This is a genomic window from Pseudomonas sp. RA_35y_Pfl2_P32, from assembly GCF_963970735.1.
GTDB lineage: Bacteria > Pseudomonadota > Gammaproteobacteria > Pseudomonadales > Pseudomonadaceae > Aquipseudomonas.
In genome coordinates this window covers 370,575-394,146 of the sequence record NZ_CAXAQF010000001.1, presented here as the reverse complement: position 1 = coordinate 394,146, position 23,572 = coordinate 370,575, and the positions used below count along the sequence as shown (strand labels likewise).

Genomic DNA, 23,572 nt, shown 5'->3' with positions numbered 1-23,572 from the left:
GTGGCTTTTGATTCGATCTTCAAACCCGAGCTGTTTGCCGGTCAAACCATCATTGTCACCGGTGGCGGCAGTGGCATCGGCCGCTGCACCGCCCACGAACTGGCAGCCCTTGGCGCCCACGTGCTGCTGGTGGGACGCAAGGCGGAAAGACTGCAGCAGGTCGCCGCTGAAATTACCGCAGACGGTGGCCAAGCCAGCTGGCAAGCCTGCGACATTCGTGAGGAAGACGCGGTCAAGCAACTGGTGAGCGAGCTGATCAAGGCCCATGGCCCGATTCACGGCCTGGTCAACAACGCCGGCGGCCAATACCCGGCACCACTGGCGTCGATCACCCAGAAAGGCTTCGAGACGGTGATGCGCACCAACCTGGTGGGCGGTTTCCTGATGGCCCGGGAGGTGTTCAACCAGTCCATGTGCAAGACCGGCGGCGCCATCGTCAACATGCTCGCCGACATGTGGGGCGGCATGCCGGGCATGGGCCATTCGGGGGCGGCGCGCTCGGGCATGGACAACTTCACCAAGACCGCCGCCTTCGAATGGGGCTACGCCGGAGTCCGGGTCAATGCCGTGGCCCCAGGCTGGATTGCCTCCAGTGGTATGGACACCTACGAAGGCGCGTTCAAGGCGGTGATCCCGACCCTGCGCGAACATGTGCCACTCAAGCGCATTGGCAGCGAATCGGAAGTCAGCGCCGCCATCGTGTTCCTGCTCAGTCCGGCAGCGGCCTTTGTCAGCGGCAGCACCCTGCGCATCGACGGTGCGGCCAGTCTCGGCAGTCGGGCGTGGCCACTGCACAAGGCCCAGCACAGCGAGTCCTTCAATGGCTTTCACCGCGCCTTCCTGCCCGATGTACTCAAGGATGAGGACTGAGCAATGCCCATGATCGAATCCCAACTCGCCCCCCACAGCCCGCAGTTCGCGCAGAACCGCGAGGCAATGTTGGCCAGCATCGAGCAGGTCCGCCAACTGGAGCGCAATCTGCTGGCCAAGGCCGCCGAGGCCAAGGCGAAATTCGACCGGCGCGGGCAACTGCTGCCGCGCGAACGCTTGAACCTGTTACTGGACCCCGGCGCGCCGTTTCTCGAACTGGCGAGCCTGGCCGGCTATAAATTGCACGACGACAAGGACGGCAGCCAGGCCGGCGGCGGCTTGATCGCCGGGATTGGCTATGTGTCCGGGGTCCGGGTGCTGGTGGTGGCCAACAACAGCGCGATCAAGGGCGGGACCATTTCCCCCAGCGGCCTGAAAAAATCCCTGCGCCTGCAACAGATCGCCATGGAAAACAAACTGCCGGTGATCACCCTTGCCGAAAGCGGTGGCGCCAACCTCAATTACGCCGCCGAGATTTTTGTCGAAGGCGCACGCAGCTTCGCCAACCAGGCGCGGATGTCGGCCATGGGGCTGCCGCAAATTACCGTGGTGCACGGCTCCGCCACCGCCGGCGGCGCCTACCAACCCGGACTGTCGGATTACGTGGTGGTGGTGCGCGGCAAGGCCAAGCTGTTTCTCGCCGGCCCGCCGCTGCTCAAGGCCGCCACCGGGGAAATCGCCACCGATGAAGCCCTGGGCGGCGCCGAAATGCACGCGCAGACCGCCGGCACCGCCGAGTACCTGGCCGAGAACGATGCCGATGGGGTGCGCCTGGTGCGCGAGATCGTCAGCCTGCTGCCGTGGAATGCCCGCCTGCCGCAGCCCACCCGCCCCGACTTCGATGAACCGCTGTACCCCATCGAGGACCTGCTGGGGCTGATTCCCGCCGACCCGAAAAAACCCTACGACGTACGTGAAATCATCGCGCGGATCGCCGACGGTTCGCGCTTCCTGGAGTTCAAGGGAGAGTTCGATCAGCAGACCCTGTGCGGTCATCTGAAAATCCAGGGGCGGCCCTGTGGCTTGATCGGCAACAACGGCCCGATCACCCCGCAAGGCGCGAGCAAGGCGGCGCAGTTCATCCAGCTGTGCGATCAGAGCCAGACCCCCCTGCTGTTTTTCCACAACACCACCGGCTTCATGGTCGGCACCGAGTCGGAGCAGCAAGGGGTGATCAAGCATGGCGCCAAGTTGATTCAGGCCGTGGCCAACGCCCGGGTACCGAAACTGACGCTGGTGGTCGGCGGCTCCTACGGTGCCGGCAATTACGCGATGTGCGGCCGCGGTCTCGACCCGCGCTTTATCTTCGCCTGGCCCAACAGCCGTACTGCGGTGATGGGCGGCGCCCAGGCCGGCAAGGTGTTGCGCATCGTCACCGAGGCCAGGCAGCTCAAGGATGGCCTGGTCCCGGACCCGAAAATGCTCGACATGCTGGAGCAGGTCACCGCGCAGAAACTCGACAGCCAGTCCACCGCCCTCTACGCCAGTGCCAACCTGTGGGATGACGGGCTGATCGACCCACGGGACAGCCGCACGCTGCTGGGCTACCTGCTGGATATTTGCCAGGAGGCCGCGGTTCGTCAGCTACAACCCAACAGTTTTGGTGTCGCCCGGTTCTAGTCCGGCCAAAGGAGAACAACAACAATGATCTTTACCCAGGAACACGAAGCCCTGCGCCGCACCGTACGCCAGTTTGTCGACAGCCAGATCAACCCCTACGTCGATGAGTGGGAGAAGGCCGGGCGTTTCCCGATCCACGAGATTTTTCGCCAGGCCGGCGAGCTCGGTCTGCTGGGTATCAGCAAACCGGAAAAATTCGGCGGCATGGGTCTGGACTACAGCTATTCGATCGTCGCGGCCGAAGAATTCGGCACCATACATTGCGGTGGGATTCCCATGTCCATCGGTGTGCAGACCGACATGTGCACCCCGGCGTTGGCGCGCTTCGGCTCCGATGAGCTGCGCGAGCAATTCCTGCGCCCGGCCATCAGCGGCGAACAGGTCGGCTGCATTGGCGTCTCGGAAGTCGGCGCCGGCTCCGATGTCGCCGGGCTGAAGACCACCGCACGCAAGGACGGCGACGACTACGTGATCAACGGCAGCAAGATGTGGATCACCAACTCGCCGAGTGCCGATTTCATCTGCCTGCTGGCCAACACCTCCGACGATAAGGCGCACATCAATAAGTCGCTGATCATGGTGCCGATGAACACGCCCGGCGTCAGCCTCGGTTCGCACCTGGACAAACTGGGCATGCGCAGCTCGGAAACCGCCCAGGTGTTCTTCGATGACGTGCGCGTGCCGCAACGCTACCGCATCGGCCACGAAGGCGCCGGGTTCATGATGCAAATGCTGCAATTCCAGGAAGAACGCCTGTTCGGCGCGGCCAACATGATCAAGGGCCTGGAGTATTGCGTCGACAGCACCATCGAGTACTGCAAGGAACGCAAGACCTTCGGCAATGCCCTGATCGACAACCAGGTCATCCACTTCCGCCTGGCCGAACTGTCCACCGAGATCGAGTGCCTGCGGGCGCTGGTCTATCAAGCCACCGAACAGTACGTCAAAGGCCAGGACGTCACCCGCCTGGCGTCCATGGCCAAGCTCAAGGCCGGTCGCCTGGGCCGGGAAGTCAGCGACAGTTGCCTGCAGTACTGGGGCGGCATGGGCTTCATGTGGGACAACCCGGTGGCCCGCGCCTACCGCGATGTGCGCCTGGTGTCGATCGGCGGGGGGGCCGACGAAATCATGCTGGGGATCATCTGCAAACTGATGGGCACCCTGCCCGGGAAGAAAAAATGACCGCCCTGCCCGATTGCCAGACCCTGCTGCTGGAACTGCACAGCGGCGTGTTGCACATCACCTTGAACCGCGCCGATTGCCGCAACGCCATGAGCCTGCAGATGGTCGCCGAGTTGCATGCGGTGCTGGCGGCGGTCCGCGATGACCGCCAGGTACGCGCGTTGGTGCTGGGCGGCGCCGGCGGGCATTTCTGTGCCGGCGGTGACTTGAAGGACATGGCCAACGCCCGAGCCCAGGGCGCAGACGCCTACCGTGAACTGAACCGAGCCTTCGGCGCGCTACTGGAAGAAGCCCAGCACGCGCCCCAGGTGCTGATCTGCGTGTTGCAGGGTGCGGTGCTCGGCGGCGGCCTGGGCCTGGCCTGTGTCAGCGACATCGCCTTGGCCGACCACAAGGCGCAGTTCGGCCTGCCGGAAACCAGCCTGGGGCTGCTGCCAGCGCAGATCGCGCCCTTTGTGGTGCAGCGCATCGGCCTGACCCAGGCCCGGCGCCTGGCCCTGACGGCAGCGCGGTTTGATGGGCATGAAGCACGGCGCCTGGGGCTGGTGCATTTTGTCGAGCAGGATGCGCAAGCCCTGGCCGAACGCCTGGACGCCGTACTCGAACACGTCCTGTGCTGCGCGCCGGGGGCCAATGCCGCGACCAAGGCCCTGCTGCTGGCCAGCACCGAACAACCATTGGGGCCACTGCTCGACCAGGCTGCCGAGTGGTTCAGCACTGCGGTGACAGGCGCAGAAGGTGTCGAGGGCACCCTGGCGTTTGTACAGAAACGCAAACCTGGTTGGGCGCCCTGAACACATCGCGCTCCGTCCGCTCGCGATAACGCCCTCAAAGACGCCGCATTCACCAAGGGGAACCCGACCATGCCCACCCTGCGCAAAATCCTCATCGCCAACCGCGGTGAAATCGCCTGCCGTATCCAGCGTACCGCCCAGGCCCTGGGCTATCGCACGGTGGCCGTCTTCAGCGATGCCGACGCCGGCGCCCTGCATGTCCGGATGGCCGACGAAGCCGTGCACATCGGCCCCGCAGCGGTGGCCCAGTCCTACCTCAATGCCCAGGCAATCCTCGACGCCGCACGGCGCAGCGGGGCCGACGCGATTCACCCCGGTTACGGCTTCCTCTCGGAAAACGCCCCGTTCGCCCAAGCGTGCGCCGACGCCGGGCTGACCTTTATCGGCCCCAGCCCCGAGGCCATCGAACTGATGGGCAGCAAACGCCTGTCGAAGATCGCCATGCTCGCCGCTGGCGTGCCGTGCATCGCCGGCTACCAGGGCGCCGAGCAGGACGATCAGACCCTGGTGCGCGAAGCCGAGCGCATCGGCTATCCGTTGATGATCAAGGCCAGCGCTGGCGGTGGTGGGCGCGGCATGCGCCTGGTGCACGAGGCCGGCCAGCTACCGGAGCAACTGCGCACTGCGCGCTCCGAAGCCCTGAATGCCTTTGGCAGTGCCGAGCTGATTCTGGAACAGGCACTGGTTGCTCCGCGTCACGTTGAAATCCAGTTGTTCGGCGACCAGCACGGCCACCTGATCTATCTTGGCGAGCGTGACTGTTCCATCCAGCGCCGCCATCAGAAAGTCATCGAAGAGACGCCTTGCCCGGTGATGACCCCGCCGTTGCGCCAGGCCATGGGGGAAGCCGCACTCACGGCGGCGCGTGCGGTCAATTACGTCGGCGCCGGCACCGTGGAGTTTTTACTCGACAGCCGTGGGCACTTTTACTTCCTGGAAATGAACACCCGGTTGCAGGTCGAACACCCGGTCACCGAACTGATCACCGGCCTGGACCTGGTGGCCTGGCAACTGCAGGTCGCCGCCGGATTGCCCCTGCCATTGCGCCAGGAGCAGGTCGAACTCAAGGGGCATGCCATGGAGGTGCGCCTGTATGCCGAAGACCCGGCGCAGGCTTTCATGCCGCAGACCGGGCGCATCCACCACTGGTTGCCAGCGCTGCAAGAAGGCGTGCGCATTGACCATGGCCTGCTCGAAGGCCAGCAGGTCAGCCCGTACTACGACCCCATGCTGGGAAAAATCATCGCCTATGGCGCGACCCGCGAAGAGGCCCGGCGCAAACTAGTGCGGGCCGTCGAAGACACGGTCCTGCTGGGGGTGCAGACCAATCAGCGCTTGCTCGCCGCCTTGCTGGACCATCCGCAGTTCATAGCCGGCGAGTTCAGCACCGGTTTTATCCCCGAGCATTTCAGCGCTCACCCTAGCTTGCACCCCCACACCCCCAGCGCTGAAGAGCTGGCGATCGCCGCGGCCTTGTTCTACCAACAGTCCGCCCAGGTACACTCCACCAGGCTCACGGGCTGGCGCAACAATGCCAGTGCCCCACTGCAACAGCAGATCGGCCTGCAGGATGCCCGTTGGCCTGCGCAAATAACGGTGCTGGCCGAGGGCCAACTGCGCATTGAGGTGGCCGGGCAAACGCTGCACGTGAAGCGGCTGGAGATCAGCCCGCACTCAGCCTATCTGGAACTCGATGGTCTGCGCCGGCGCTGTGCCTATGCCTTGGTCGATGGCCAACTCTGGCTGGGTACCCGCCCCGGCGCCCTGCTGCTGCAGGACCAGACCCTGGCACCGGTGCGGGGCCAGGCCACTGCCAGTTGCGGAACCCTGAAAGCGCCGATGGACGGAGCGATCGTCGACGTGCTGGTCAGCGAAGGCGCACAGGTCAGCAAAGGCCAATTGCTCCTGGTGCTGGAGGCGATGAAGATGGAACACCCGCTCAAGGCCGGCATCGATGGCGTGATCAAATGCTTGCAGGTCAGCCCCGGCGACCAGGTGAAAAATCGTCAGATTTTGTTGGAGGTTGAATAAGCCTCTAGGCGGATCCGCCGGGGTTGGCTACGCTCAGCCTCATCAGTACGCGGATATCAGGAAAGCTGCGATGCCTCATTGGCTGGTAATTGATCTCGAAGCGACAACTGATGACGGCGGCTGGCCTATCGAAGAGATGGAAATCATCGAAATCGGTGCCACCCTGGTCAACCGCCAGGGCCGCGAGCTGGACCACTTCCAGCGCTTCGTCCGGCCGTTGCGACGGCCCTTGTTGACCCCCTTTTGTCGAGAGCTGACCCACATCACCCAGGCCAACATCGACGCGGCCCAACCGCTGGCAGATGTCTGGCTGCAGTTCGAACGCTGGCTGGGCCAGCATCACACTCGCCTGGAGGGCTGGGTCAGTTGGGGCGACTACGATCGCAAACAGTTGCTCCAGGAATGGCAGCGCCTGCAACTCGACAGCGCCCTGGCCCGAGTGCCGCACATGAACCTCAAGCAACGCTTCGCCAAGGCCCGCCGCCTGGAGCGGCCACTGGGCCTCAACGCGGCCCTGCAACTGGCCGGCCTGCAGTTCAGCGGGCAACAGCACCGGGCCCTGGAGGATGCGCGCAATACTGCCCGTTTGTTACCGCTGACCCTGCCCGCCACGCCGTGAGAGCAACAGGTGACGGGCGAAAAGGCCTTGTGCATACTGACCGGCCTTTTTAGCCCTTTTCGAGGAATCGCCCATGTTCAAAGTCAACGAGTACTTCGACGGCACCGTCAAGTCGATTGCTTTCGGCACTGCCGAAGGTCCGGCCACCATCGGCGTCATGGCGGCGGGCGAATACGAATTCGGCACCAGCCAGCGCGAAATCATGCACGTGGTTTCCGGTGCCCTGACCGTCAAACTGCCTGACAGCGACGATTGGCAAACCTTCGCCGCCGGCAGCCAGTTCAATGTTCCGGCCAACAGCAAGTTCCAGCTCAAAGTGGCGGTCGACAGCGCCTACCTGTGCGAATACCGCGGCTAAGCGTTATCGCGGCACCATAAAAAATGCCCGTGTCCTGCGACACGGGCATTTTTCGTTGTGCACCCAGGGGATTACTCGAGAATCGTCACTGGCATGCCGACTTCCAGCCGACCATTGCCGTCATTGACCAGGTTCTGCCCGAACATCGCGCCATCTTCTTGCGCGCGGTACTTTTGCAAGGTTGCCAGCGGCTCGCGGTCAGCACTACGTTCACCGGTCTGCGGGTCGATGGTGGTCAGGATGCAGCGCGAGCACGACTTGACCACCCGGAACTCGACATCGCCAATGCGAATCCGTTTCCAGCCGTCTTCGGCAAACGCTTCGCCGCCCTCGATCACCAGATTGGGCCGGAACCTGAGCATCTCCAGGGGACGGCCGACCCGTTGCACCAGGTCATCGAGCGAAGCCTGGCCAATCAACAGCAGAGGGAAGCCATCGGCGAAGGCGACTTTATCGTCCTCCTTGCCATAGCCGGCCTGGGTGGTGCGGGCCAACGCCTCGGGGACTTGCACCAGGCGCGTCGGCTTGCCGATGAACGCGCTGACCCAGGCAGCCGCGGCGTCACCGGCGTCAGGGACCCGCAAGGTGTCGCGCCAGATGGTCACGCCACGCCGTTCGGCGTCGTCCACCGGCAGGGCCACGTCAATCGGCGAATGCCCGGGCGCCGCCAGTGTCAGGCCACCCGTGGCATTCCACAGGGCGGACAATTGGCTCATCTCGGCGACCGCCCGTTGCGTCAGAAACCGCCCACTGGCCTCGTCCACCAGCATCCAGCGGCGGTCACCGGCCAGCCCCAGCTTGTCCAGGTGCGCCTGTTGCAGGACTTCACCCTTGGCGGACTTGAGTGGATAACGGTACAGCGCGCTCAGACGCAACATGGCCAGCTCCCTGATGGACAAAAACGCCACCCTATACGAGCTTGATCGCCGAATCAAAGGCCGGGCGGCTGCCAATGCCTTGTAGGCACTGATTTCGTGGCGCCTGCATCACCAGCAGGCGCGCGCGCCCTGGGCCTTGGCCTTATCAGGCCGGGACTTCGTCGAGCATCAACCGCTGGCGCACCACGTCCACCAGTTTGTCGGGCTGAAACTTGGAAAGGAAGTTGTCGCAACCGACCTTCTTCACCATCGATTCGTTGAAACTGCCGGACAGCGAGGTGTGCAGCACCACGTACAGCCCCCGCAAACGTGGGTCGTTGCGGATCTCGGTGGTCAGGCGGTAGCCGTCCATTTCCGGCATTTCCGCGTCGGTGAAGACCATCAGCAGCTTCTCGGTCATGTCCACCCCACTGTCGGCCCAGGTCTTGAGCAGCTTCAAGGCCTTCAGACCATCGCTGGCGATGTGCATTTTCACCCCCAACTGGCTGAGAGTGTCGCGCATCTGCGCCAGTGCCACGTTGGAGTCATCCACCAGCAACACTTCACGATGACGGGCTCGTTCCAGCACCGGATCCTCGAGCTTCGCGCGCGAGACCTTGGTGCTGTAGGGCACGATCTCGGCCAGGACTTTTTCGACGTCAATGATCTCCACCAACTGCTCGTCGACTTTGCTGATGGCGGTCAGGTAGTGCTGGCGACCGGCGCTGGTGGGTGGCGGCAGAATGGCTTCCCAGTTCATGTTGACGATGCGGTCCACGCCGCCGACCAGGAACGCCTGCACCGAACGGTTGTACTCGGTGACGATAATGGTGCTGTTGGGACCAGGTACCAGAGGACGCATGCCAATGGCCTGGGACAGGTCGATCACCGGCAGAGTCTGGCCACGCAGATTGACCACGCCACAGACAAATGGATGACGATGGGGCATCAACGTCAGCTTGGGCAGTTGCAGGACTTCCTGCACCTTGAAGACGTTGATCGCGAACAACTGCCGACCGGCCAGGCGGAACATGAGGATTTCCAGACGATTCTCACCCACCAGTTGGGTGCGTTGATCTACCGTGTCGAGAATGCCGGCCATTATGACTCCTGGGTTTTACCGATGAATTCACTCAGGCAAGGTATCGGCGGCTGCCAGCACTTCTTGACCCTGGCGTATCGGGCTTGGTGAAAAATTTGATGCCACATTGACATCATGCTCTACTGAACGAGCCTTCGCCGGTGCCAGACGCTCAGAGACTAGCGCGCGCCCATCAGCCTTCCCTGCCGCGCATCAGGGAAACCCCTAGATGCAATCAGGACTCGCCTGATATTCGTGATATCCATTAGCCATTAATGTGACGGCATTCTCATTGCATGAATGGAGTCAGGCTTTTGTTGTTGATTGCGGAGCCACCGCCAGGCCCTCTTTACCCCCCGTCAAAACATTCAGCGAGAGCCTCACGACGCCGTGCCGCCGTTGTTCGTTGTGCCCCCCCTCCCGTCAACGCTGCGGCCCTGTGTGCAATTAATAGGGACTTGCCGGAAAAACCGGAACCGTCCTACAGACTCTGTGCATTTGCAGACAGTAACTTAGCCCCGTTCACCAGACGCCCGATTGCCCTACCTGACTCGAAGTCGTGGAGAAAAGCATGTTGATCGAACGGAATAACTGGAACCCCCGTCTGCCTGAGTTCCTGATTGAAGCCGAAACCCTGCTGGCAAAATCGGAAGAGTGCCTGGCGCACCTGCAGTTGATCAAAAACGACCCGGACGCCATCCATTGCCTACTTGGCACCTTGCTCACCCTGGCCAATCGCGCGGACGTCCTGGCGCTGGGTGCCATCTGTGCATTCGCCCGCTCCATTCACGCCGTGCTCAGCCGGGGACAAGGACAGATCGAACTGCATGACCAGGCACTTGGTACGTTAAAGGCGTGTTTGACGCTGATCGCCTGGCAGCTGGAACTGGTCGATCTGCATACCGGCGAATTGCGCCTCGACAGCACCGAGCAGGCGTCTTTGCTCGAGGCTTTCGTGGCGCAAATCGACTGCGTGCCCGTTCCGCTCGGCGCGCCGACCAGCGGCTTGGCCTACCCCCCCATGGCTGCCAGGCGGGCCTGAGGTACGTCATCAAGATGACGTCGGGATGACATGCGCAAGCGCGACCAACCGCACCTGAGGTGGTAACATGCGCACCAATTAATTGACGCTACAGAAATGACACTCTGAACCCCGGCCCCTGGCGGCGGGAAGTGCAAGGCTCTACTTTGCCCCTCAGACTGCTCTGATTTGCAGCCGCCCGCTCCAGTCAATCACCCTGACCGGCCAGCCCACAGCGAACATTCATGGGTTCCCTGCGCCATGCACGCCAGCCTCAAATCAGTCATGAACTGGCGCCCCTCCCGACAGGCAATACACCGCTTGACCCTGCTGCTTTGCCTGGGCACCGCATTGGGTTGCCTGCTGGCTTACTCCCTGTCCAGCCCGGTACCACTGACCTTGCTGGTGTTGAGCCTGGTGGCGGCAATCGGCGTATTGCGCCAATACCTGCGCTTGCGCAGCGCCATCAAGTTTCAGCCCCAGGAGCTGGCGGACCGCTTGCTGCAGGTCCAGGAAAACGAACGTCATCGCCTCAGCCGTGAATTGCATGACGACATCGGCCAGTTGCTCACCGCAGCAAAACTGCAAAACGAATGGCTCAAGCGCCGCCTGCCGCCAGAACTGCACAGTCACTGCAGCCTGCTCGGCGAAACCCTGGAGGACACCCTGGCCAAGGTGCGCGACATCTCCGCCGTACTCAACCCTCGGCAACTGTCGAGCCTGGGCCTGGAAGCCAGTTTGCGCGCCCATCTGCTCAAGACGCTGGCCAACAACAACCTGCACTGGAGCCTGGAATGCCAACAGCCATTGGCAGGCATTCCAGAACAAATGGCGGTCGCGGCGTTTCGCGTCAGCCAGGAAGCCATCACCAATGTGCTACGCCACGCCCAGGCCGAGAATCTGCTGATCCGTTTGCAACGTACGCCTCAGGGATTGGCACTGTTGGTCAGTGATGATGGCGTGGGCTTTTGTCCTGCCGCGTGTCCCCGCCGCGAAGGACAACGCGGCATGGCGGGCATGGCGGAGCGGGTCGAGCAGTTGGGCGGCCAGTTGAACATCACCAGCAAACCGGGCAAGGGGACACGGATCGACGCCCTTTTCCCCTGGGCACCCCGCACACTCGAACGAGCGGCCACGAATAAGGTTCCCCATTGACTTGTAACTTGCTACTGGTGGATGACCACTCGCTGATCAGGGCCGGCGTGCGGGCGCTGGTCATGGATATTCCCGGCTACGCAGTGATTGGTGAAGCCGACGATGGGGCCCAGGTGCTCGAGATGGTGGAGGTCTTGAACCCGGACATCATTGTCCTCGACCTCTCGATGAAGCAGGTTGGCGGGCTCGACGCGCTGCAAAGGCTCAAGGTGGTTCATCCGAAGAGCAAGGTGCTGATCCTGTCGATGCATACCGACCCGACGCTGATCATGCGCGCCCTGGAGTCCGGCGCTCATGGCTACCTGCTCAAGGACACCACGGCCACGGAGCTGGCACACGCCCTTGAAGCCCTGCGCAATAACGAGCGCTACCTGAGCCCGGCCATCGCCCACACTGTGATCGACCAGGCGCTGGCACGGGCGCACAGCCCTCAGGCAGCCACCGTCGATAGCCATAACCTGACCGCGCGGCAACTGGAAATCCTGCGGCTGATCGTGCGCGGCAAATCCACTCGCGAGATTGCTTCCGGCCTGGGGCTGAGTATCAAGACCGTGGAAACCCACCGCTCGCAAATCATGAAGCGCCTGCAGATCTACGAGGTGGCGGGGCTGGTGCTGTTTGCCGTGCGCGAGCGCATCATCAGCCTCGACGACTGACCCGGCTCTCACGCTTTGAGCAGCGGCGAATCCGCAGGTAGATGCACACGCAAGGCGCCAGGACGCACCGAAAAGCGCAGGCTCTCGCCTTCCAGTGGCTCACCGTCAAGATTGATGTAGAGCCCTTCCGAGACCTTGATCTCGACCCATGGCAGGCGTGCGCGGACAAACATGTTGTCGATGCCCCAACCGTCCGCCAGGAGGTCCTTGAGCGTGCCCACGACATCCTGCGGGGCCGGAAGGATGCTGACATCCAGTAGGCCGTCGTTGGCCAGCGCCTGCGGACACAACTCATGCCCACCCCCGGCCTGCCGGCCATTGCCGATCCCCAGTGCCAGTAGTTGGCCGTGCCAGTGAAAATCGGGACCTTGCAACTCGCCATAGGCGGCATGCAACTCGCTGAAGCGCGAGAGTCCGGTGAACAGGTATGCCGCCCCGCCCAGCATCTTCTTCAAGTCTTCAGAGGTGTTCGCCGTCACCTGGCTGCCAAATCCGCCCGTCGCCATATTGAGAAACACCTGACCACTCACTTCCCCCAGGTCGATTGGTTGCGCCGGTACGTCCAGCAACGCCAGAGCCTCTCGCGGTAGCAGGGAAACCCCGGCCGCCCGCGCAAAGTCATTGGCGGTGCCCAACGGCAGCAGCACCAGGCTGGCTTGATCGGCCTGCGCCGCCAGGGCTTCAGCGATATCGCGCAAGGTGCCATCGCCCCCTCCGGCAATCAACCGGGTATAGCCCGCAGCCAGCGCCTCTTGCACCAGACGCTGGGCATCACCGGCCTCCCATGTCAGGCGCACCGCCAACTCCCAGCCTTGCTCGCGCTTTTCCTCAACCGCCGAGCGGACCTCTTCGTTGAGTGCCTGCTTACCATGCAAAATCAATAGCGCCTTGCGCTCACTCATCGTCATCTCTCCGGTTGATCAAAGGCCTCTGGCCAATGTTGACCGCACACGCGACTGAAAGAGCCCTGGGACGCGATAGGTTTCGAGTTTTTTCTTACAGCCTGTGACGAATCAGCCTAATTGACGCTGAATTGATATTGGAACACCTTGTGTCCAGGCACCTCAGGAACAGATTGGTAATACACAAGGAAGTGAATGCTTATGAATGGCCCCGTCCTCCAGGCTCTGACCCGCTCCACTGCAAAAACACCTGCATCGCCGGCCTCTACGGCGACCCGCTGCACGTCCATAAAAGCCAAAGGAAGCGACATGGAACCTCGTATCGCAGAACTGGAGACCCATCTCAAGTCCCTGCACAAGGACCTGCACCAGGCTCGGGGCGAGTTACAAGCCATCAGGTACAGGCTTGCCTACTCGACCGGCACCCTTATCGCGATCATCGGCCTCGTCAGCTGGATTGCCAACAGCCGTTTCGATCAACTGCTGACGCGGCTCAACTGAGCAGCCACCCGGCCCAGGCTGCTGCCTGGGCCGGGTGGCTGCTCAGCCAAGCACTTCACTCAATGGAATGAAGTTCACCCAATCACCTTCGACCAGAGTGCGCTCTTCCAGCACCTCGACCAGCCCTTCGGCCCACGCGGCACTGCGCAAGACGCCGGAGCTCTGGTTGCGGTAGATAATCGCCCGCCCCTGCTCCAGGCGTCCGCGCAGGTACTCGCGACGGTTGCCGGCCTTGGGCCAGGCAAACCCAGCCGGAACCTGGAACTGCAGCGGGGTCACATCCCTCACGCCCTGGCGCCGCAACAGGTAGGGCCGCGCCAGTAAGGCGAAGGTCACCAGGGTCGACGCCGGATTGCCCGGTAAACCGATCACCGGCACACCTTGAAAGTGCCCAAACGTCAGGGGCTTGCCGGGTTTGATCGCCAGTTTCCATAACGCCAGCTCTCCCGCCTCGCGCAGTGCGATGCCGAGAAAATCCGCTTCGCCGACCGACACACCGCCCGTGGAGAGGATCAGGTCGACGCTGCCCAGTTGCGCAAGGCGCTCGCGGGTGGCCAGCAGGTTGTCCGGCAGAATGCCCCCGTCCAGCACCTCGCAACCCAGACGCTGCAACCAGCTGCACAGCAGCACCCGGTTGCTGTTGTAGATCTGCCCAGGCCCCAACGCCTGCCCCGGCTCCACCAACTCGTCCCCGGTCGACAGCACTGCGACCCGCACTTTGCGAACGACCCTGAGCTCGGCATTGCCCAATGAGGCCGCCAGGCCGAGTTCGATCGGCCCCAGGCGAGTACCGGCACTCAGCACCTGTTCGCCCACTGTGGTTTCCTGACCTTGTGGGCGGATGTTCTGCCCGACGTGCAGGGGCTCGCGAAAGCGCACACGCTGATCAGCCAGGACCTCGGTGTTTTCCTGCATTTCAACGCAATCCGCGCCGGCCGGCACCGGGGCGCCGGTGAAGATTCGCGCGCAGGTGCCGGGGGCAAGCGGCTCGGGGGCCATCCCGGCAAAGATTTTCTGGCTGACGGGCAAGGGTTCGCCTGTCCAGTCGGCGACGCGCAAGGCGTAGCCGTCCATGGCACTGTTGGGCCACGGCGGCAGATCGAGGCTCGAAAGCAGATCCTCGGCGAGCACACGCCCCTCGGCGGCCGCCAGCGGCAGGCGGTCGCACTCGACAATCGGTGAGGCCTCGGCCATCTCCAACAGGCGCGCCAATGCCACCTCGACCGGCATCAAGCTGCCGGTCTTGCCTGGCTTACCCACGGGATTCACAAGGTGCCGCCTGCTTCAAATGGGCGACAAAGTTGCACGGCCGATGACGGACGTCCAACTGCTCAGCAAGGATTCCATCCCACCCAGTGCGTACCGCGTTGGTGGAACCCGGCAGGCAGCACACCAGGGTGCCATTGGCCAGGCCGGCCAGCGCGCGGGACTGCACCGTCGAGGTGCCGATGTCCGCCACCGATATCTGGCGAAACAACTCGCCGAAACCGTCGACCTGCTTGTCCAGCAGGCAACTGACAGCTTCCGGGGTGCTGTCGCGTCCGGTGAAGCCCGTCCCGCCGGTAATCAACACCACTTGCACCACGTCGTCGGCAATCCAGGTAGCCACTTGCGCACGTATTTTGTACAAGTCATCTTTGAGCAACACCCGTGCAGCCAGATGATGGCCGGCAGCGCCCAGACGGTCGACAAAGACCTGTCCCGAGGTATCGGTTTCCAGCGTGCGAGTGTCGCTGACAGTCAGCACCGCGATGTTCAGCGGGGCGAAAGGTACATCAGCCTTGGCTTTCATAGGCTCGTCCAGTTGTAGGAGAAACAGCCCGGTGTTATATCACAGCGCCCCCTTTTTTTGCCGCCCCGATGGAGTAGCGCCATGCCCTTGACTGTTCAGTTGCCGCCCTGCTCCGTCCTGTTGCTGGCGGGCGGACGCGGCCAGCGCATGGGTGGCCAGGACAAGGGGTTGCTGGAGTGGCAGGGCCGGCCATTGATCGCCCATCTGCACCAGTTGACGCGCGGTTTGACCGATGACCTGATCATCTCCTGCAACCGCAATCGGCAGCAGTACGCGGCCTATGCCGACCAACTGGTGCAGGACGAGATTGCCGACTTCCCGGGCCCACTGGCGGGCATTCGCGCGGGTCTGGCGGCGGCCCGGCACCCCCATCTGCTGGTGCTGCCGTGTGATGTGCCGCGCATTGATGCCGAGCTTCTGTACGACATGCGCGAAGTCGCCAGTCAGAATCCGGCCACACCTTTGATGCTGCGCCAGGGTGAACACTGGCAGCCGTTGCTGTGCGTGATCCCGGTAGCGCTTGCCGAGGCGTTTGAACGCGCCTGGAATACCGGCGAACGCAGTCCTGGGCGTATCATGCGTAATCTGGGCGCGTTGGCCTTGCAGTGCCCGGAGCAGGATCAGCGCCTGGCCAACCTCAATACGCCTGAGCTGTTAAGCCTGCACGCCCGCATACCAGAATGACGGCGCCAAGGAACTTGCCGACGTGCAACACGTCTCAACTTCAGTATTTAAAAGAATTCATTTGCGGAGATATCTCATGACTCAACGGACCCTCGCCACTTTCATGCTTGCTCTGGGCCTGGCCACCCTTGCTGGTTGCTCCTCGCCTGCAGTCATCACCTTGAATGACGGTCGCGAAATCCAGTCTGTCGATACCCCTAAATTCGATTCCGACTCGGGCTTCTACGAGTTCGAACAGCTGGACGGCAAACAGACCCGCATTAACAAGGATCAGGTTCGCACCGTTAAAGACCTGTAAGCCTCGGCCTATACGGGTTGCACGACAATGCCCGCCCTGCGCGGGCGTTGTCGTATCTGGGAGGAGGAAAAACCTGCTGCGCGACAAATGTGGCGAAGCTTCACCAGGCCAGTCTGATCCGACTTTCGAAAACCCGCTCCACGCCGCTCAGCGGATCGCTGAAGCGCAACCCCTTGGCCAGCAGCTTCAACGGGTTGGCGTAGTCGTCCTCGACATCCTTCAGTACCTGTGGATAGAACGGGTCATTACAGATGCTCGCCCCCAGCGCCGTCATGTGCACCCGCAACTGATGCTTCTTCCCGGTGACCGGGGACAAGCCGTATCGCCAAAGGTCGCCGTTCTTTTCCAGGACCTGCACCGCCGTTTCAGTATTGCTCGCCCCGGGGCCTTCCTGCATGCGAAAGAAGGGTTCGCCATCCACCAGCCGGCTTTTGTGTACCAAAGGGAATGTCAGTTGGGGCAACGCCTGGGCAATGGCTTCGTAGTATTTGTCGATCTGCCGGGTTGGAAACAACGACTGATACGCCGAGCGGCTTTGCGGATTGGCGGAAAACAGCACCAACCCGGCGGTGTGTCGATCGATGCGATGCAATGGCACCAGGTGGGGATTGTCCAGGCGACGAATCAAGCGGCGCAGCAGGGTCTGCTCGACGTATTCCCCTGCAGGTGTCACCGGCAGGAAATGGGGTTTGTCCGCCACGACCAGGTGTTCATCGGCATACAGGATCGTTTCCAGCACCGGGATGGCCTTTTCGTCCGGCACTTCGCGAAAGTAGTGGATTCGCAGGCCTTCTTTGTAGGCCAGGTCCAGGGCAATCGCCTGGCCCTGAGCATCCAGGACACGACCACGGGCGATCCGGTCCAGCCACTGTTCGCGCCCGATGGCACTGAAGTGTTCGCACAGGCAGTCAAGCACGGTAGCCCAGGACCCCGGAGGCAGGTACAGCGTGCTGGCCTGGCTGTGGGCGGCGGAAAACGATGAAGAGGACATACACAAGCTCTGGCCGTTAATGCAGGCGGGCATTATCCAATAACCGCCGGAACCTACCTAGGGGAGATTGCATGCCGTCCCGGATCAGGCACCACAGGCTGCCACCGACTCGCGCAAGGCCGCAGCCTCGGTGAACTCTTTCAACCAGCGCAGAACCTCCACCGCTTCCCAGCGCCCGGGGTCATAAAGTGCGTAGAGCAACCCCTGATAACCCACCACATCCAGTTGCCGGTGATAGCCAGCGCGCTGAAACAAGGCTTCGATCTCCGCGAAGCAGGTATTGAAATGCAATTTGTTGAACGGGGTCTTCCCTTCTGTCACCAGGCCATCGAGCCGTAGCTCCAGGACCGCCTCACGCACCACGTCAGCCGACATCCGGTTCACGCTGGCTTTCAATTGTTCAACATTGACCATGCTGCATCACTCCTGTTTCGTCTGCGCCCGCTGATGCCTGACGCTTTATGCAAAAGCCTGCTGGGCCGCCCTCAGCCACGTCCCACATAGCTGATCACCCAGAGCACCACGCCCCAGATCGGGGCCGGATCGAGATCGTCGAAGGCAACCGAGGCCACCGAGGGCCGGGCGGCCTTGAGCAGCAGCCCACCCTTGGGATCGGCTGCCAGCAAGCGTACGCAATATTCGTTGTCGCCATCGAGGTGAGCCACCACGTATTGATCCTGAACCGGCCTGATCGAACGATCGACGATCAGGCGGTCACCGGGATAGATACCAAAGCCCAGCAAGCTGTCGTCTTCCACCAGCACTGCACGTACCTGGGGCGCGTCCAGGCCGACGATCCGGTCGAGGGAGAAACTCTGGCCGCGATCTTCGACGGCACAATGCACGGCGCTGAGGCTTAGCTCATCGGCATCGGGCAAGTGCAGGCGTTGGGTACTGGCGAGCAAGGTGAGGGACATGGCGGCCTCCCGAATAACTGTATGCGCATACAGTAAACGAAATTCAGGACTGACGCCAATCCATGACGGGGGTGACACGACAAACGGAGCGCCTGGCGCCAGGGTTCAGCCCAGGAAGGCGACGACTTGATCAGCGTCGAAGGGCCAGCCCAGCTCCGCGCCGGTATCGACCCGGCGCAGCACCGGGATCCGCAGGCCATAGGCCTCGAACAGTGCGTCGCTGTCGGCGATGTCCACCAGCTCCACCAACAGGCCGTGCTCCACCAGCGGCATCAGTTCCTCTTCGGCGACTTCACACAGGTGGCAGCCAAGGGTGCCGAACAATTGGCATTCAGGGGGCATGACAGACGGACCACGAAAGAATGGGTGTTCATTCTAGGCCGGCCACCCCAAACCGTCGAGCGCAGGGCGTCCGCCATCAGTCCTGACTGACCGCGCCGATCTTGTGGATCGACAGGTCAGCACCGTAGTACTCCTCTTCCTGGCTCAGGCGCAGTCCGTGCAGGCGCTTGATCACGCCGTACACCAGCAGCCCGCCGAGTAACGCGATGACGATGCCCAGCGCCGTACCGATCAGTTGACTAATCAGGCTGACGCCACCCAGGCCGCCCAATACTGTCTGGCCGAAGATCCCACAGGCGATGCCACCCCAGGCACCGCACAGGCCGTGCAGCGGCCAGACACCCAGCACATCGTCGATCTTCCATTGGTTCTGCGCCGCAATAAAACACCAGACAAACAGGGCACCGGCAATGGCTCCGGTGACCAATGCGCCGACCGGGTGCATCAGGTCGGAGCCAGCACAGATCGCCACCAACCCGGCCAGCGGACCGTTATGCAGGAACCCGGGGTCGTTGCGCCCGACGACCAAGGCCGCCACGGTGCCGCCGACCATCGCCATCAACGAGTTGACCGCGACCAGGCCACTGACCCCTTGCAGCGTCTGCGCACTCATGACGTTAAAGCCAAACCAGCCAACGATCAGAATCCACGAGCCAAGGGCCAGGAACGGAATGCTCGACGGCGCAAACGCCACCAGTCGACCCTCGCGGTAGCGCCCGTTGCGTGGCCCGAGCAGCAGCACTGCCGCCAGGGCCAGCCAGCCGCCCATGGCGTGCACCACCACGGAACCGGCGAAGTCATGGAAGCTGGCGCCAAACTGTTCCAGCAACCAGGCCTGCAGGCCGAAATTGCCGTTCCAGACCATGCCTTCGAAAAACGGGTAGATAAACGCCACGATCAACGCCGTCGCGCACAGTTGCGGAACGAAACGCGCCCGCTCGGCAATCCCTCCCGAAATGATCGCCGGAATGGCCGCTGCAAAGGTCAGCAGGAAAAAAAACTTCACCAGGCCATACCCGTGATCGGCACTGAGCACGGCGGCCGGTTGCAGGAAATTGACGCCGTAGGAAATCCAGTAGCCTATAAAGAAGTAGGCCAGTGTCGAGACCGCAAAGTCGCTGAGGATCTTCGACAAGGCATTGACCTGGTTCTTTTGCCGAACCGTACCCACCTCAAGGAAGGCGAAGCCGGCATGCATGGCCAGGACCATCACCGCGCCGATCAGAATGAACAGGGTATTGGAGCTATGGACCAGGGTGTCCACTGCACTTTGCAAATTTTCCATGGGGTTGGCTGACCTTCAAACCGCAAATAGCACCAAAGCAGTTCGTCGAGCCTGGGCATGCACCAAGTTGATACCTTTCCGGGTCTGGACCCGGTATGACGGCGAACCGTTTTGGCGCAAAGACTTCAACGCGATCAATCGTTGCCTAGATGTTGCCGCGAGTTTCGATTATTTGAGTTATGGTTTTCGCCAGGCATGCCCGTTTCAGGACAATGGAAGCGGCCGGCGCACCAAGACATAGCAAAAGCTGTACCAGTCATTTGCACTGAACCTTAGTGCAGGGCCCATACTCGAACCTTTGACACGCCACTTATGGAGATCACCATGGTCAGCAAAACAGCAAAGTCTGCTCAAGAAATTCTGATGGATGATTTTCAGACTCTGGTCAGCGACACCGAACGCTTGCTGGAGCACACCGCGACCCTGGCAGGCGATCAAGCCGACGAATTGCGTGGCCAGATTCATCAGAGCCTGTTGCGTGCCCGTGAAACCCTGCAACTGACCCAGGACTCCCTGACCGAACGCGGTAAAGCCGCGGTCACGGCCACCGAAGACTATGTCCAGGCCAACCCTTGGCAGTCCGTCGGGATTGCCGCCGGTGTCGGCTTCCTGATCGGTCTGCTGGCGACACGGCGCTGATATGGCTATCGGTGAATCCGGCTCGTCCGAGACTGGTACTGGCTCCTCGCCGCGACGCCTGGGCGCGGCTTTTCTGGGCTTGCTGCACAGCCACGTAGAGCTGTTCGGCATTGAATTGCAGGAGCAGAAAGCCCGCACAGTCAGCCTGCTGCTGTTTGCCGGCCTGGCCTTGGTGTTCGCCCTGCTGTTGTTGGTGGGAATTTCGGCGCTGGTGATGATTCTGCTCTGGGATACTTACCGGCTGACCGCGATCATTGGCCTGTGCGTGTTCTATGCGGCGGCCGCGCTGTTTTGCGGGATGCGCCTGAAAGCGGCGATTTTTGACGAGTCCTCGCCGTTCCACGCGACCCTCGAAGAACTGGCCAATGACCGGGAGCGCCTGCTGCCATGAACCTGCCTGAAATCCCGAAGAACAGTTCGCGCAAGGAAATGCGCAAGGCCCTGCTACGCCTGCGCATGGAAATGCATCGCCAGGAAATCCGTCACGAGTCGCAACAATTGTTGCAGCCCCTGCAGCGTGTACGCGGGATGGGCCAGAGTTTTCAAGACGGCCTGGGCATCAAGCATGCGCCACTGTGGGGGGTCGCCGCGGTCACACTGCTGGGCTTCCTCACGGGCAAGGGCGCCAAGGGCGGCGGCATCCGCAGTGCCACCCGGCTGGTCAGGTTGGGCACTACACTTCTGCCGCTGATCCGACTGGTGCTACAGGGCGCCTCGCGCAAAAACTGATGGGCACTCCATCGGCGTCCCGAGCGACCCTCTCCCCCGAGAGGGTCGCTCGGGCTTGCAGCCTGGCGCTTGAACCGGGAAGCTAGCGCATCAGTCACCTACGGAGAGATCAGCCTTGGATTGGCAGACCCTGCTTAACCGTGAACGCCTTGGCAAACCGGTGCACAGTCCGGAAGAGCTCGGTCGCAGCCCCTTCCACAAAGACCATGACCGGGTAATTTTCTCCGGGGCTTTTCGTCGCCTGGGCCGCAAAACCCAGGTCCACCCGGTCCACAGCAACGATCACATCCACACGCGCCTGACCCACTCGCTGGAAGTCAGCTGCGTGGGCCGCTCGCTGGGCATGCGAGTCGGTGAAACCATCCGCAGTGCGCTGCCCGACTGGTGCGAGCCCAGTGACCTGGGGATGGTGGTGCAATCGGCCTGCCTGGCCCATGACATTGGCAACCCACCCTTTGGCCACTCCGGCGAGGACGCCATTCGTTACTGGTTCCAGCAGGCCGCCAACAAGGGCTGGCTGGATGCAATGACTGAAGTCGAACGCAACGACTTCCTCAATTTCGAGGGCAATGCGCAAGGCTTCCGGGTACTGACCCAGCTGGAGTATCACCAGTTCGATGGCGGTACCCGACTGACCTACGCCACTCTCGGGACCTATCTCAAGTACCCTTGGACCGCGCGGCATGCCGATTCACTGGGTTACAAGAAACACAAGTTTGGCTGCTATCAGAGCGAACTGCCCCTGCTCGAACAAATTGCCCAGAAGCTGGGCCTGCCGCAACTGGAGGAACAACGCTGGGCCCGGCACCCCCTGGTCTACCTGATGGAGGCCGCGGATGACATCTGCTATGCGTTGATCGACCTGGAAGACGGCCTGGAAATGGAGTTGCTCGAGTACGCCGAGGTCGAGTCGCTGTTGCTGGGGCTGGTGGGCGATGACCTGCCTGAAACCTACCGTCAACTTGGCCCCAATGACTCACGTCGGCGCAAGCTGGCGATATTGCGCGGCAAGGCCATTGAACACCTGACCAACGCCGCGGCGCAGGCCTTCGTCGAGCAACAGGACGCCCTGCTGGCGGGAACGCTGCAAGGTGACCTGGTGGAGCACATGCATGGCCCGGCCAAACGTTGCGTGTTGAATGCCAAGGACATGGCCCGCAAGAAGATCTTCCAGGACAAACGCAAGACCCTGCACGAAATCGGCGCCTACACCACGCTGGAGATACTCTTGAACGGGTTTTGTGGCGCCGCGCTGGAGCAACACGGCGGAGGTACGGCCTCGTTCAAGAACCGACGCATACTCGACCTGCTGGGAAACAACGCGCCTGACCCACACGGTCCACTACACGCCTCGTTTCTACGCATGATCGACTTCATTGCCGGCATGACCGACAGCTATGCCAGCGAAATGGCCATGGAAATGACCGGACGCTCTAGCCGACCGTAATCCCTTCCATCCGTCGCGCCCGCTTATGGGGCCGCGACGGGTGATTACAATCGCTGGCTTATTCGAAGAATCTTCCTACAACTTGCACTGAATCGAATGACCGTTGAGGCATCGGCATACATACAACTTCACTTCTACGCTGAAGACTATGATCAAGCGATTATTCAACGGTAGATGTTCAGCAACAAAAAAAAGATAATCCTGACCCTATTAAAGCGCAACGCTGTAGCCCCCAAGCCCCTTCAGTCGCCCAGGAAAGTTAAATGTTCACTTACAACTTGCGCATCCTCCTGGTGGAAGACCACCCCTTTCAACTCATGGCTACACTCTGCCTACTTAACAGTTACGGCTTCACCCAAGTGACTACCGCAGACACTGCCGACAATGCCCTGCAAAAGATGAACCAGGCACATCCGCCCTTCGAACTATTACTCTGCGACCAATGCCTTCCGGATCTCACTGGCCTGAAACTGATTGGTATTGCGAGCCTGCAGGGGCTTATACAGCAAGCCATACTCCTGAGCAGCCTTAATAGCCACGAATTAAACACGTTGAAAAAAGCCGCCGATGAACAGCGCTTGCCCTTACTCGGCTACCTGGCGAAACCGCTACAAAAAACCGAACTTATAAACCTGCTGGCGCCAGACCCGAGGAACCGCTGAGCATCTTCAGCACGGGCAGTACACCGCACGGACTTTCCCCGCCTATTTGAAATCCCTCCTATTGCAACTTACAAGGATAAACATTGGCCACCGACAGCATACTTCTTCCTGATATTCCTCCCCGCCGCGTAATCCCTCG

At 61.8% G+C, this 23,572-nt stretch carries 28 protein-coding genes; 18 read left to right on the top strand and 10 right to left on the bottom strand.

Translation table 11 applies throughout. The annotated features are described in order from the left end of the window. The 7 genes from AACY45_RS01915 (at nucleotide 1) to ppnP (ending at nucleotide 7,474) form a co-directional block, all read left to right on the top strand. Nucleotides 1–870, top strand: coding sequence for an SDR family oxidoreductase (locus AACY45_RS01915; protein WP_339543884.1), 870 nt, complete (start codon nucleotides 1–3; stop codon nucleotides 868–870). 3 nt (nucleotides 871–873) lie between these two features. Beyond that, nucleotides 874–2,490 (top strand): geranyl-CoA carboxylase subunit beta, encoded by a 1,617-nt coding sequence (atuC, locus tag AACY45_RS01910; RefSeq protein WP_339543883.1) that lies wholly within the window; start codon nucleotides 874–876, stop codon nucleotides 2,488–2,490. A gap of 24 nt (nucleotides 2,491–2,514) precedes the next feature. Next, nucleotides 2,515–3,672 carry a citronellyl-CoA dehydrogenase gene (atuD, locus tag AACY45_RS01905; RefSeq protein ID WP_339543882.1) on the top strand — a complete coding sequence of 386 codons (1,158 nt, stop codon included), beginning with the start codon at nucleotides 2,515–2,517 and terminating at the stop codon, nucleotides 3,670–3,672. Further along, on the top strand, nucleotides 3,669–4,466 hold the full coding sequence (locus AACY45_RS01900) for an enoyl-CoA hydratase/isomerase family protein (protein ID WP_339543881.1): 798 nt from the start codon (nucleotides 3,669–3,671) through the stop codon (nucleotides 4,464–4,466). Before atuD ends, AACY45_RS01900 begins: the two co-directional genes overlap by 4 nt. Nucleotides 4,467–4,535: 69 nt before the next feature. Further along, nucleotides 4,536–6,497 (top strand): acetyl/propionyl/methylcrotonyl-CoA carboxylase subunit alpha, encoded by a 1,962-nt coding sequence (locus AACY45_RS01895; RefSeq protein WP_339543880.1) that lies wholly within the window; start codon nucleotides 4,536–4,538, stop codon nucleotides 6,495–6,497. 70 nt (nucleotides 6,498–6,567) lie between these two features. Beyond that, a complete protein-coding gene (locus AACY45_RS01890) occupies nucleotides 6,568–7,116 on the top strand; it encodes an exonuclease domain-containing protein (protein ID WP_339543879.1) in 549 nt (182 codons plus the stop codon). Between the two features lie 73 nt (nucleotides 7,117–7,189). Beyond that, nucleotides 7,190–7,474 carry a pyrimidine/purine nucleoside phosphorylase gene (gene ppnP / locus AACY45_RS01885; RefSeq protein WP_095168189.1) on the top strand — a complete coding sequence of 95 codons (285 nt, stop codon included), beginning with the start codon at nucleotides 7,190–7,192 and terminating at the stop codon, nucleotides 7,472–7,474. Between the two features lie 71 nt (nucleotides 7,475–7,545). Here ppnP and AACY45_RS01880 read toward each other — a convergent pair whose 3' ends face one another. Beyond that, nucleotides 7,546–8,352 (bottom strand): MOSC domain-containing protein, encoded by an 807-nt coding sequence (locus tag AACY45_RS01880; RefSeq protein ID WP_339543878.1) that lies wholly within the window; start codon nucleotides 8,350–8,352, stop codon nucleotides 7,546–7,548. 145 nt (nucleotides 8,353–8,497) lie between these two features. Then, nucleotides 8,498–9,433 (bottom strand): chemotaxis protein CheV, encoded by a 936-nt coding sequence (locus tag AACY45_RS01875; RefSeq protein ID WP_339543877.1) that lies wholly within the window; start codon nucleotides 9,431–9,433, stop codon nucleotides 8,498–8,500. 550 nt (nucleotides 9,434–9,983) lie between these two features. On the opposite strand from AACY45_RS01875, the gene AACY45_RS01870 reads away from it, so the two are divergent. From AACY45_RS01870 to AACY45_RS01860, 3 genes are all read left to right on the top strand, one after another. Then, nucleotides 9,984–10,454, top strand: coding sequence for a hypothetical protein (locus AACY45_RS01870; protein ID WP_339543876.1), 471 nt, complete (start codon nucleotides 9,984–9,986; stop codon nucleotides 10,452–10,454). A gap of 240 nt (nucleotides 10,455–10,694) precedes the next feature. Continuing rightward, on the top strand, nucleotides 10,695–11,588 hold the full coding sequence (locus AACY45_RS01865; RefSeq protein WP_339543875.1) for a sensor histidine kinase: 894 nt from the start codon (nucleotides 10,695–10,697) through the stop codon (nucleotides 11,586–11,588). Continuing rightward, on the top strand, nucleotides 11,585–12,244 hold the full coding sequence (locus AACY45_RS01860; RefSeq protein WP_339543874.1) for a response regulator transcription factor: 660 nt from the start codon (nucleotides 11,585–11,587) through the stop codon (nucleotides 12,242–12,244). The genes AACY45_RS01865 and AACY45_RS01860 overlap by 4 nt, the downstream gene beginning before the upstream one ends. Before the next feature lie 8 nt (nucleotides 12,245–12,252). On the opposite strand, the gene yegS is transcribed toward AACY45_RS01860, so the two are convergent. Continuing rightward, nucleotides 12,253–13,146 carry a lipid kinase YegS gene (gene yegS, locus AACY45_RS01855; protein ID WP_339543873.1) on the bottom strand — a complete coding sequence of 298 codons (894 nt, stop codon included), beginning with the start codon at nucleotides 13,144–13,146 and terminating at the stop codon, nucleotides 12,253–12,255. 309 nt (nucleotides 13,147–13,455) lie between these two features. On the opposite strand from yegS, the gene AACY45_RS01850 reads away from it, so the two are divergent. Next, complete coding sequence (locus tag AACY45_RS01850) at nucleotides 13,456–13,647, top strand: hypothetical protein (protein ID WP_339543872.1); 192 nt, start codon at nucleotides 13,456–13,458, stop codon at nucleotides 13,645–13,647. Nucleotides 13,648–13,689: 42 nt separating this feature from the next. On the opposite strand, the gene AACY45_RS01845 is transcribed toward AACY45_RS01850, so the two are convergent. Beyond that, complete coding sequence (locus AACY45_RS01845; protein ID WP_339543921.1) at nucleotides 13,690–14,877, bottom strand: molybdopterin molybdotransferase MoeA; 1,188 nt, start codon at nucleotides 14,875–14,877, stop codon at nucleotides 13,690–13,692. 22 nt (nucleotides 14,878–14,899) lie between these two features. Further along, entirely contained in the window at nucleotides 14,900–15,439 is a 540-nt protein-coding gene (moaB, locus tag AACY45_RS01840; RefSeq protein ID WP_166590180.1) for a molybdenum cofactor biosynthesis protein B, read from the bottom strand. A gap of 81 nt (nucleotides 15,440–15,520) precedes the next feature. Between moaB and mobA the strand changes: the two genes are divergently transcribed. Continuing rightward, on the top strand, nucleotides 15,521–16,123 hold the full coding sequence (gene mobA / locus AACY45_RS01835; RefSeq protein WP_339543871.1) for a molybdenum cofactor guanylyltransferase MobA: 603 nt from the start codon (nucleotides 15,521–15,523) through the stop codon (nucleotides 16,121–16,123). 76 nt (nucleotides 16,124–16,199) lie between these two features. Beyond that, nucleotides 16,200–16,421 (top strand): YgdI/YgdR family lipoprotein, encoded by a 222-nt coding sequence (locus tag AACY45_RS01830; protein ID WP_166590178.1) that lies wholly within the window; start codon nucleotides 16,200–16,202, stop codon nucleotides 16,419–16,421. A gap of 100 nt (nucleotides 16,422–16,521) precedes the next feature. Here the strand turns inward: AACY45_RS01830 and AACY45_RS01825 are convergent, their stop codons facing one another. From AACY45_RS01825 to AACY45_RS01805, 5 genes are all read right to left on the bottom strand, one after another. Next, complete coding sequence (locus AACY45_RS01825; protein WP_339543870.1) at nucleotides 16,522–17,412, bottom strand: pseudouridine synthase; 891 nt, start codon at nucleotides 17,410–17,412, stop codon at nucleotides 16,522–16,524. 84 nt (nucleotides 17,413–17,496) lie between these two features. Beyond that, on the bottom strand, nucleotides 17,497–17,826 hold the full coding sequence (locus AACY45_RS01820; RefSeq protein WP_339543869.1) for a transcriptional regulator: 330 nt from the start codon (nucleotides 17,824–17,826) through the stop codon (nucleotides 17,497–17,499). Nucleotides 17,827–17,897: 71 nt separating this feature from the next. After that, nucleotides 17,898–18,329 (bottom strand): LexA family protein, encoded by a 432-nt coding sequence (locus tag AACY45_RS01815; RefSeq protein ID WP_339543868.1) that lies wholly within the window; start codon nucleotides 18,327–18,329, stop codon nucleotides 17,898–17,900. Nucleotides 18,330–18,434: 105 nt separating this feature from the next. Then, entirely contained in the window at nucleotides 18,435–18,671 is a 237-nt protein-coding gene (locus AACY45_RS01810; protein WP_339543867.1) for a glutaredoxin family protein, read from the bottom strand. Between the two features lie 76 nt (nucleotides 18,672–18,747). Then, nucleotides 18,748–19,956: an ammonium transporter gene (locus tag AACY45_RS01805; RefSeq protein ID WP_339543866.1), complete on the bottom strand. Its 1,209-nt coding sequence runs from the start codon at nucleotides 19,954–19,956 to the stop codon at nucleotides 18,748–18,750. A 324-nt stretch (nucleotides 19,957–20,280) separates the two neighbouring features. Here AACY45_RS01805 and AACY45_RS01800 point away from each other — a divergent pair, with 324 nt between their 5' ends. The 5 genes from AACY45_RS01800 (at nucleotide 20,281) to AACY45_RS01780 (ending at nucleotide 23,433) form a co-directional block, all read left to right on the top strand. After that, nucleotides 20,281–20,595, top strand: a complete 315-nt coding sequence (locus AACY45_RS01800; RefSeq protein WP_339543865.1) for a DUF883 family protein — start codon at nucleotides 20,281–20,283, stop codon at nucleotides 20,593–20,595. A gap of 1 nt (nucleotide 20,596) precedes the next feature. Continuing rightward, complete coding sequence (locus AACY45_RS01795) at nucleotides 20,597–20,986, top strand: phage holin family protein (RefSeq protein WP_095168154.1); 390 nt, start codon at nucleotides 20,597–20,599, stop codon at nucleotides 20,984–20,986. Beyond that, nucleotides 20,983–21,324: a hypothetical protein gene (locus AACY45_RS01790; RefSeq protein WP_166590170.1), complete on the top strand. Its 342-nt coding sequence runs from the start codon at nucleotides 20,983–20,985 to the stop codon at nucleotides 21,322–21,324. The genes AACY45_RS01795 and AACY45_RS01790 overlap by 4 nt, the downstream gene beginning before the upstream one ends. 115 nt (nucleotides 21,325–21,439) lie before the next feature. Continuing rightward, nucleotides 21,440–22,771: a deoxyguanosinetriphosphate triphosphohydrolase gene (locus tag AACY45_RS01785; RefSeq protein ID WP_339543864.1), complete on the top strand. Its 1,332-nt coding sequence runs from the start codon at nucleotides 21,440–21,442 to the stop codon at nucleotides 22,769–22,771. A gap of 263 nt (nucleotides 22,772–23,034) precedes the next feature. Next, nucleotides 23,035–23,433, top strand: a complete 399-nt coding sequence (locus tag AACY45_RS01780; protein WP_339543863.1) for a response regulator — start codon at nucleotides 23,035–23,037, stop codon at nucleotides 23,431–23,433. Nucleotides 23,434–23,572 lie beyond the last annotated feature (139 nt).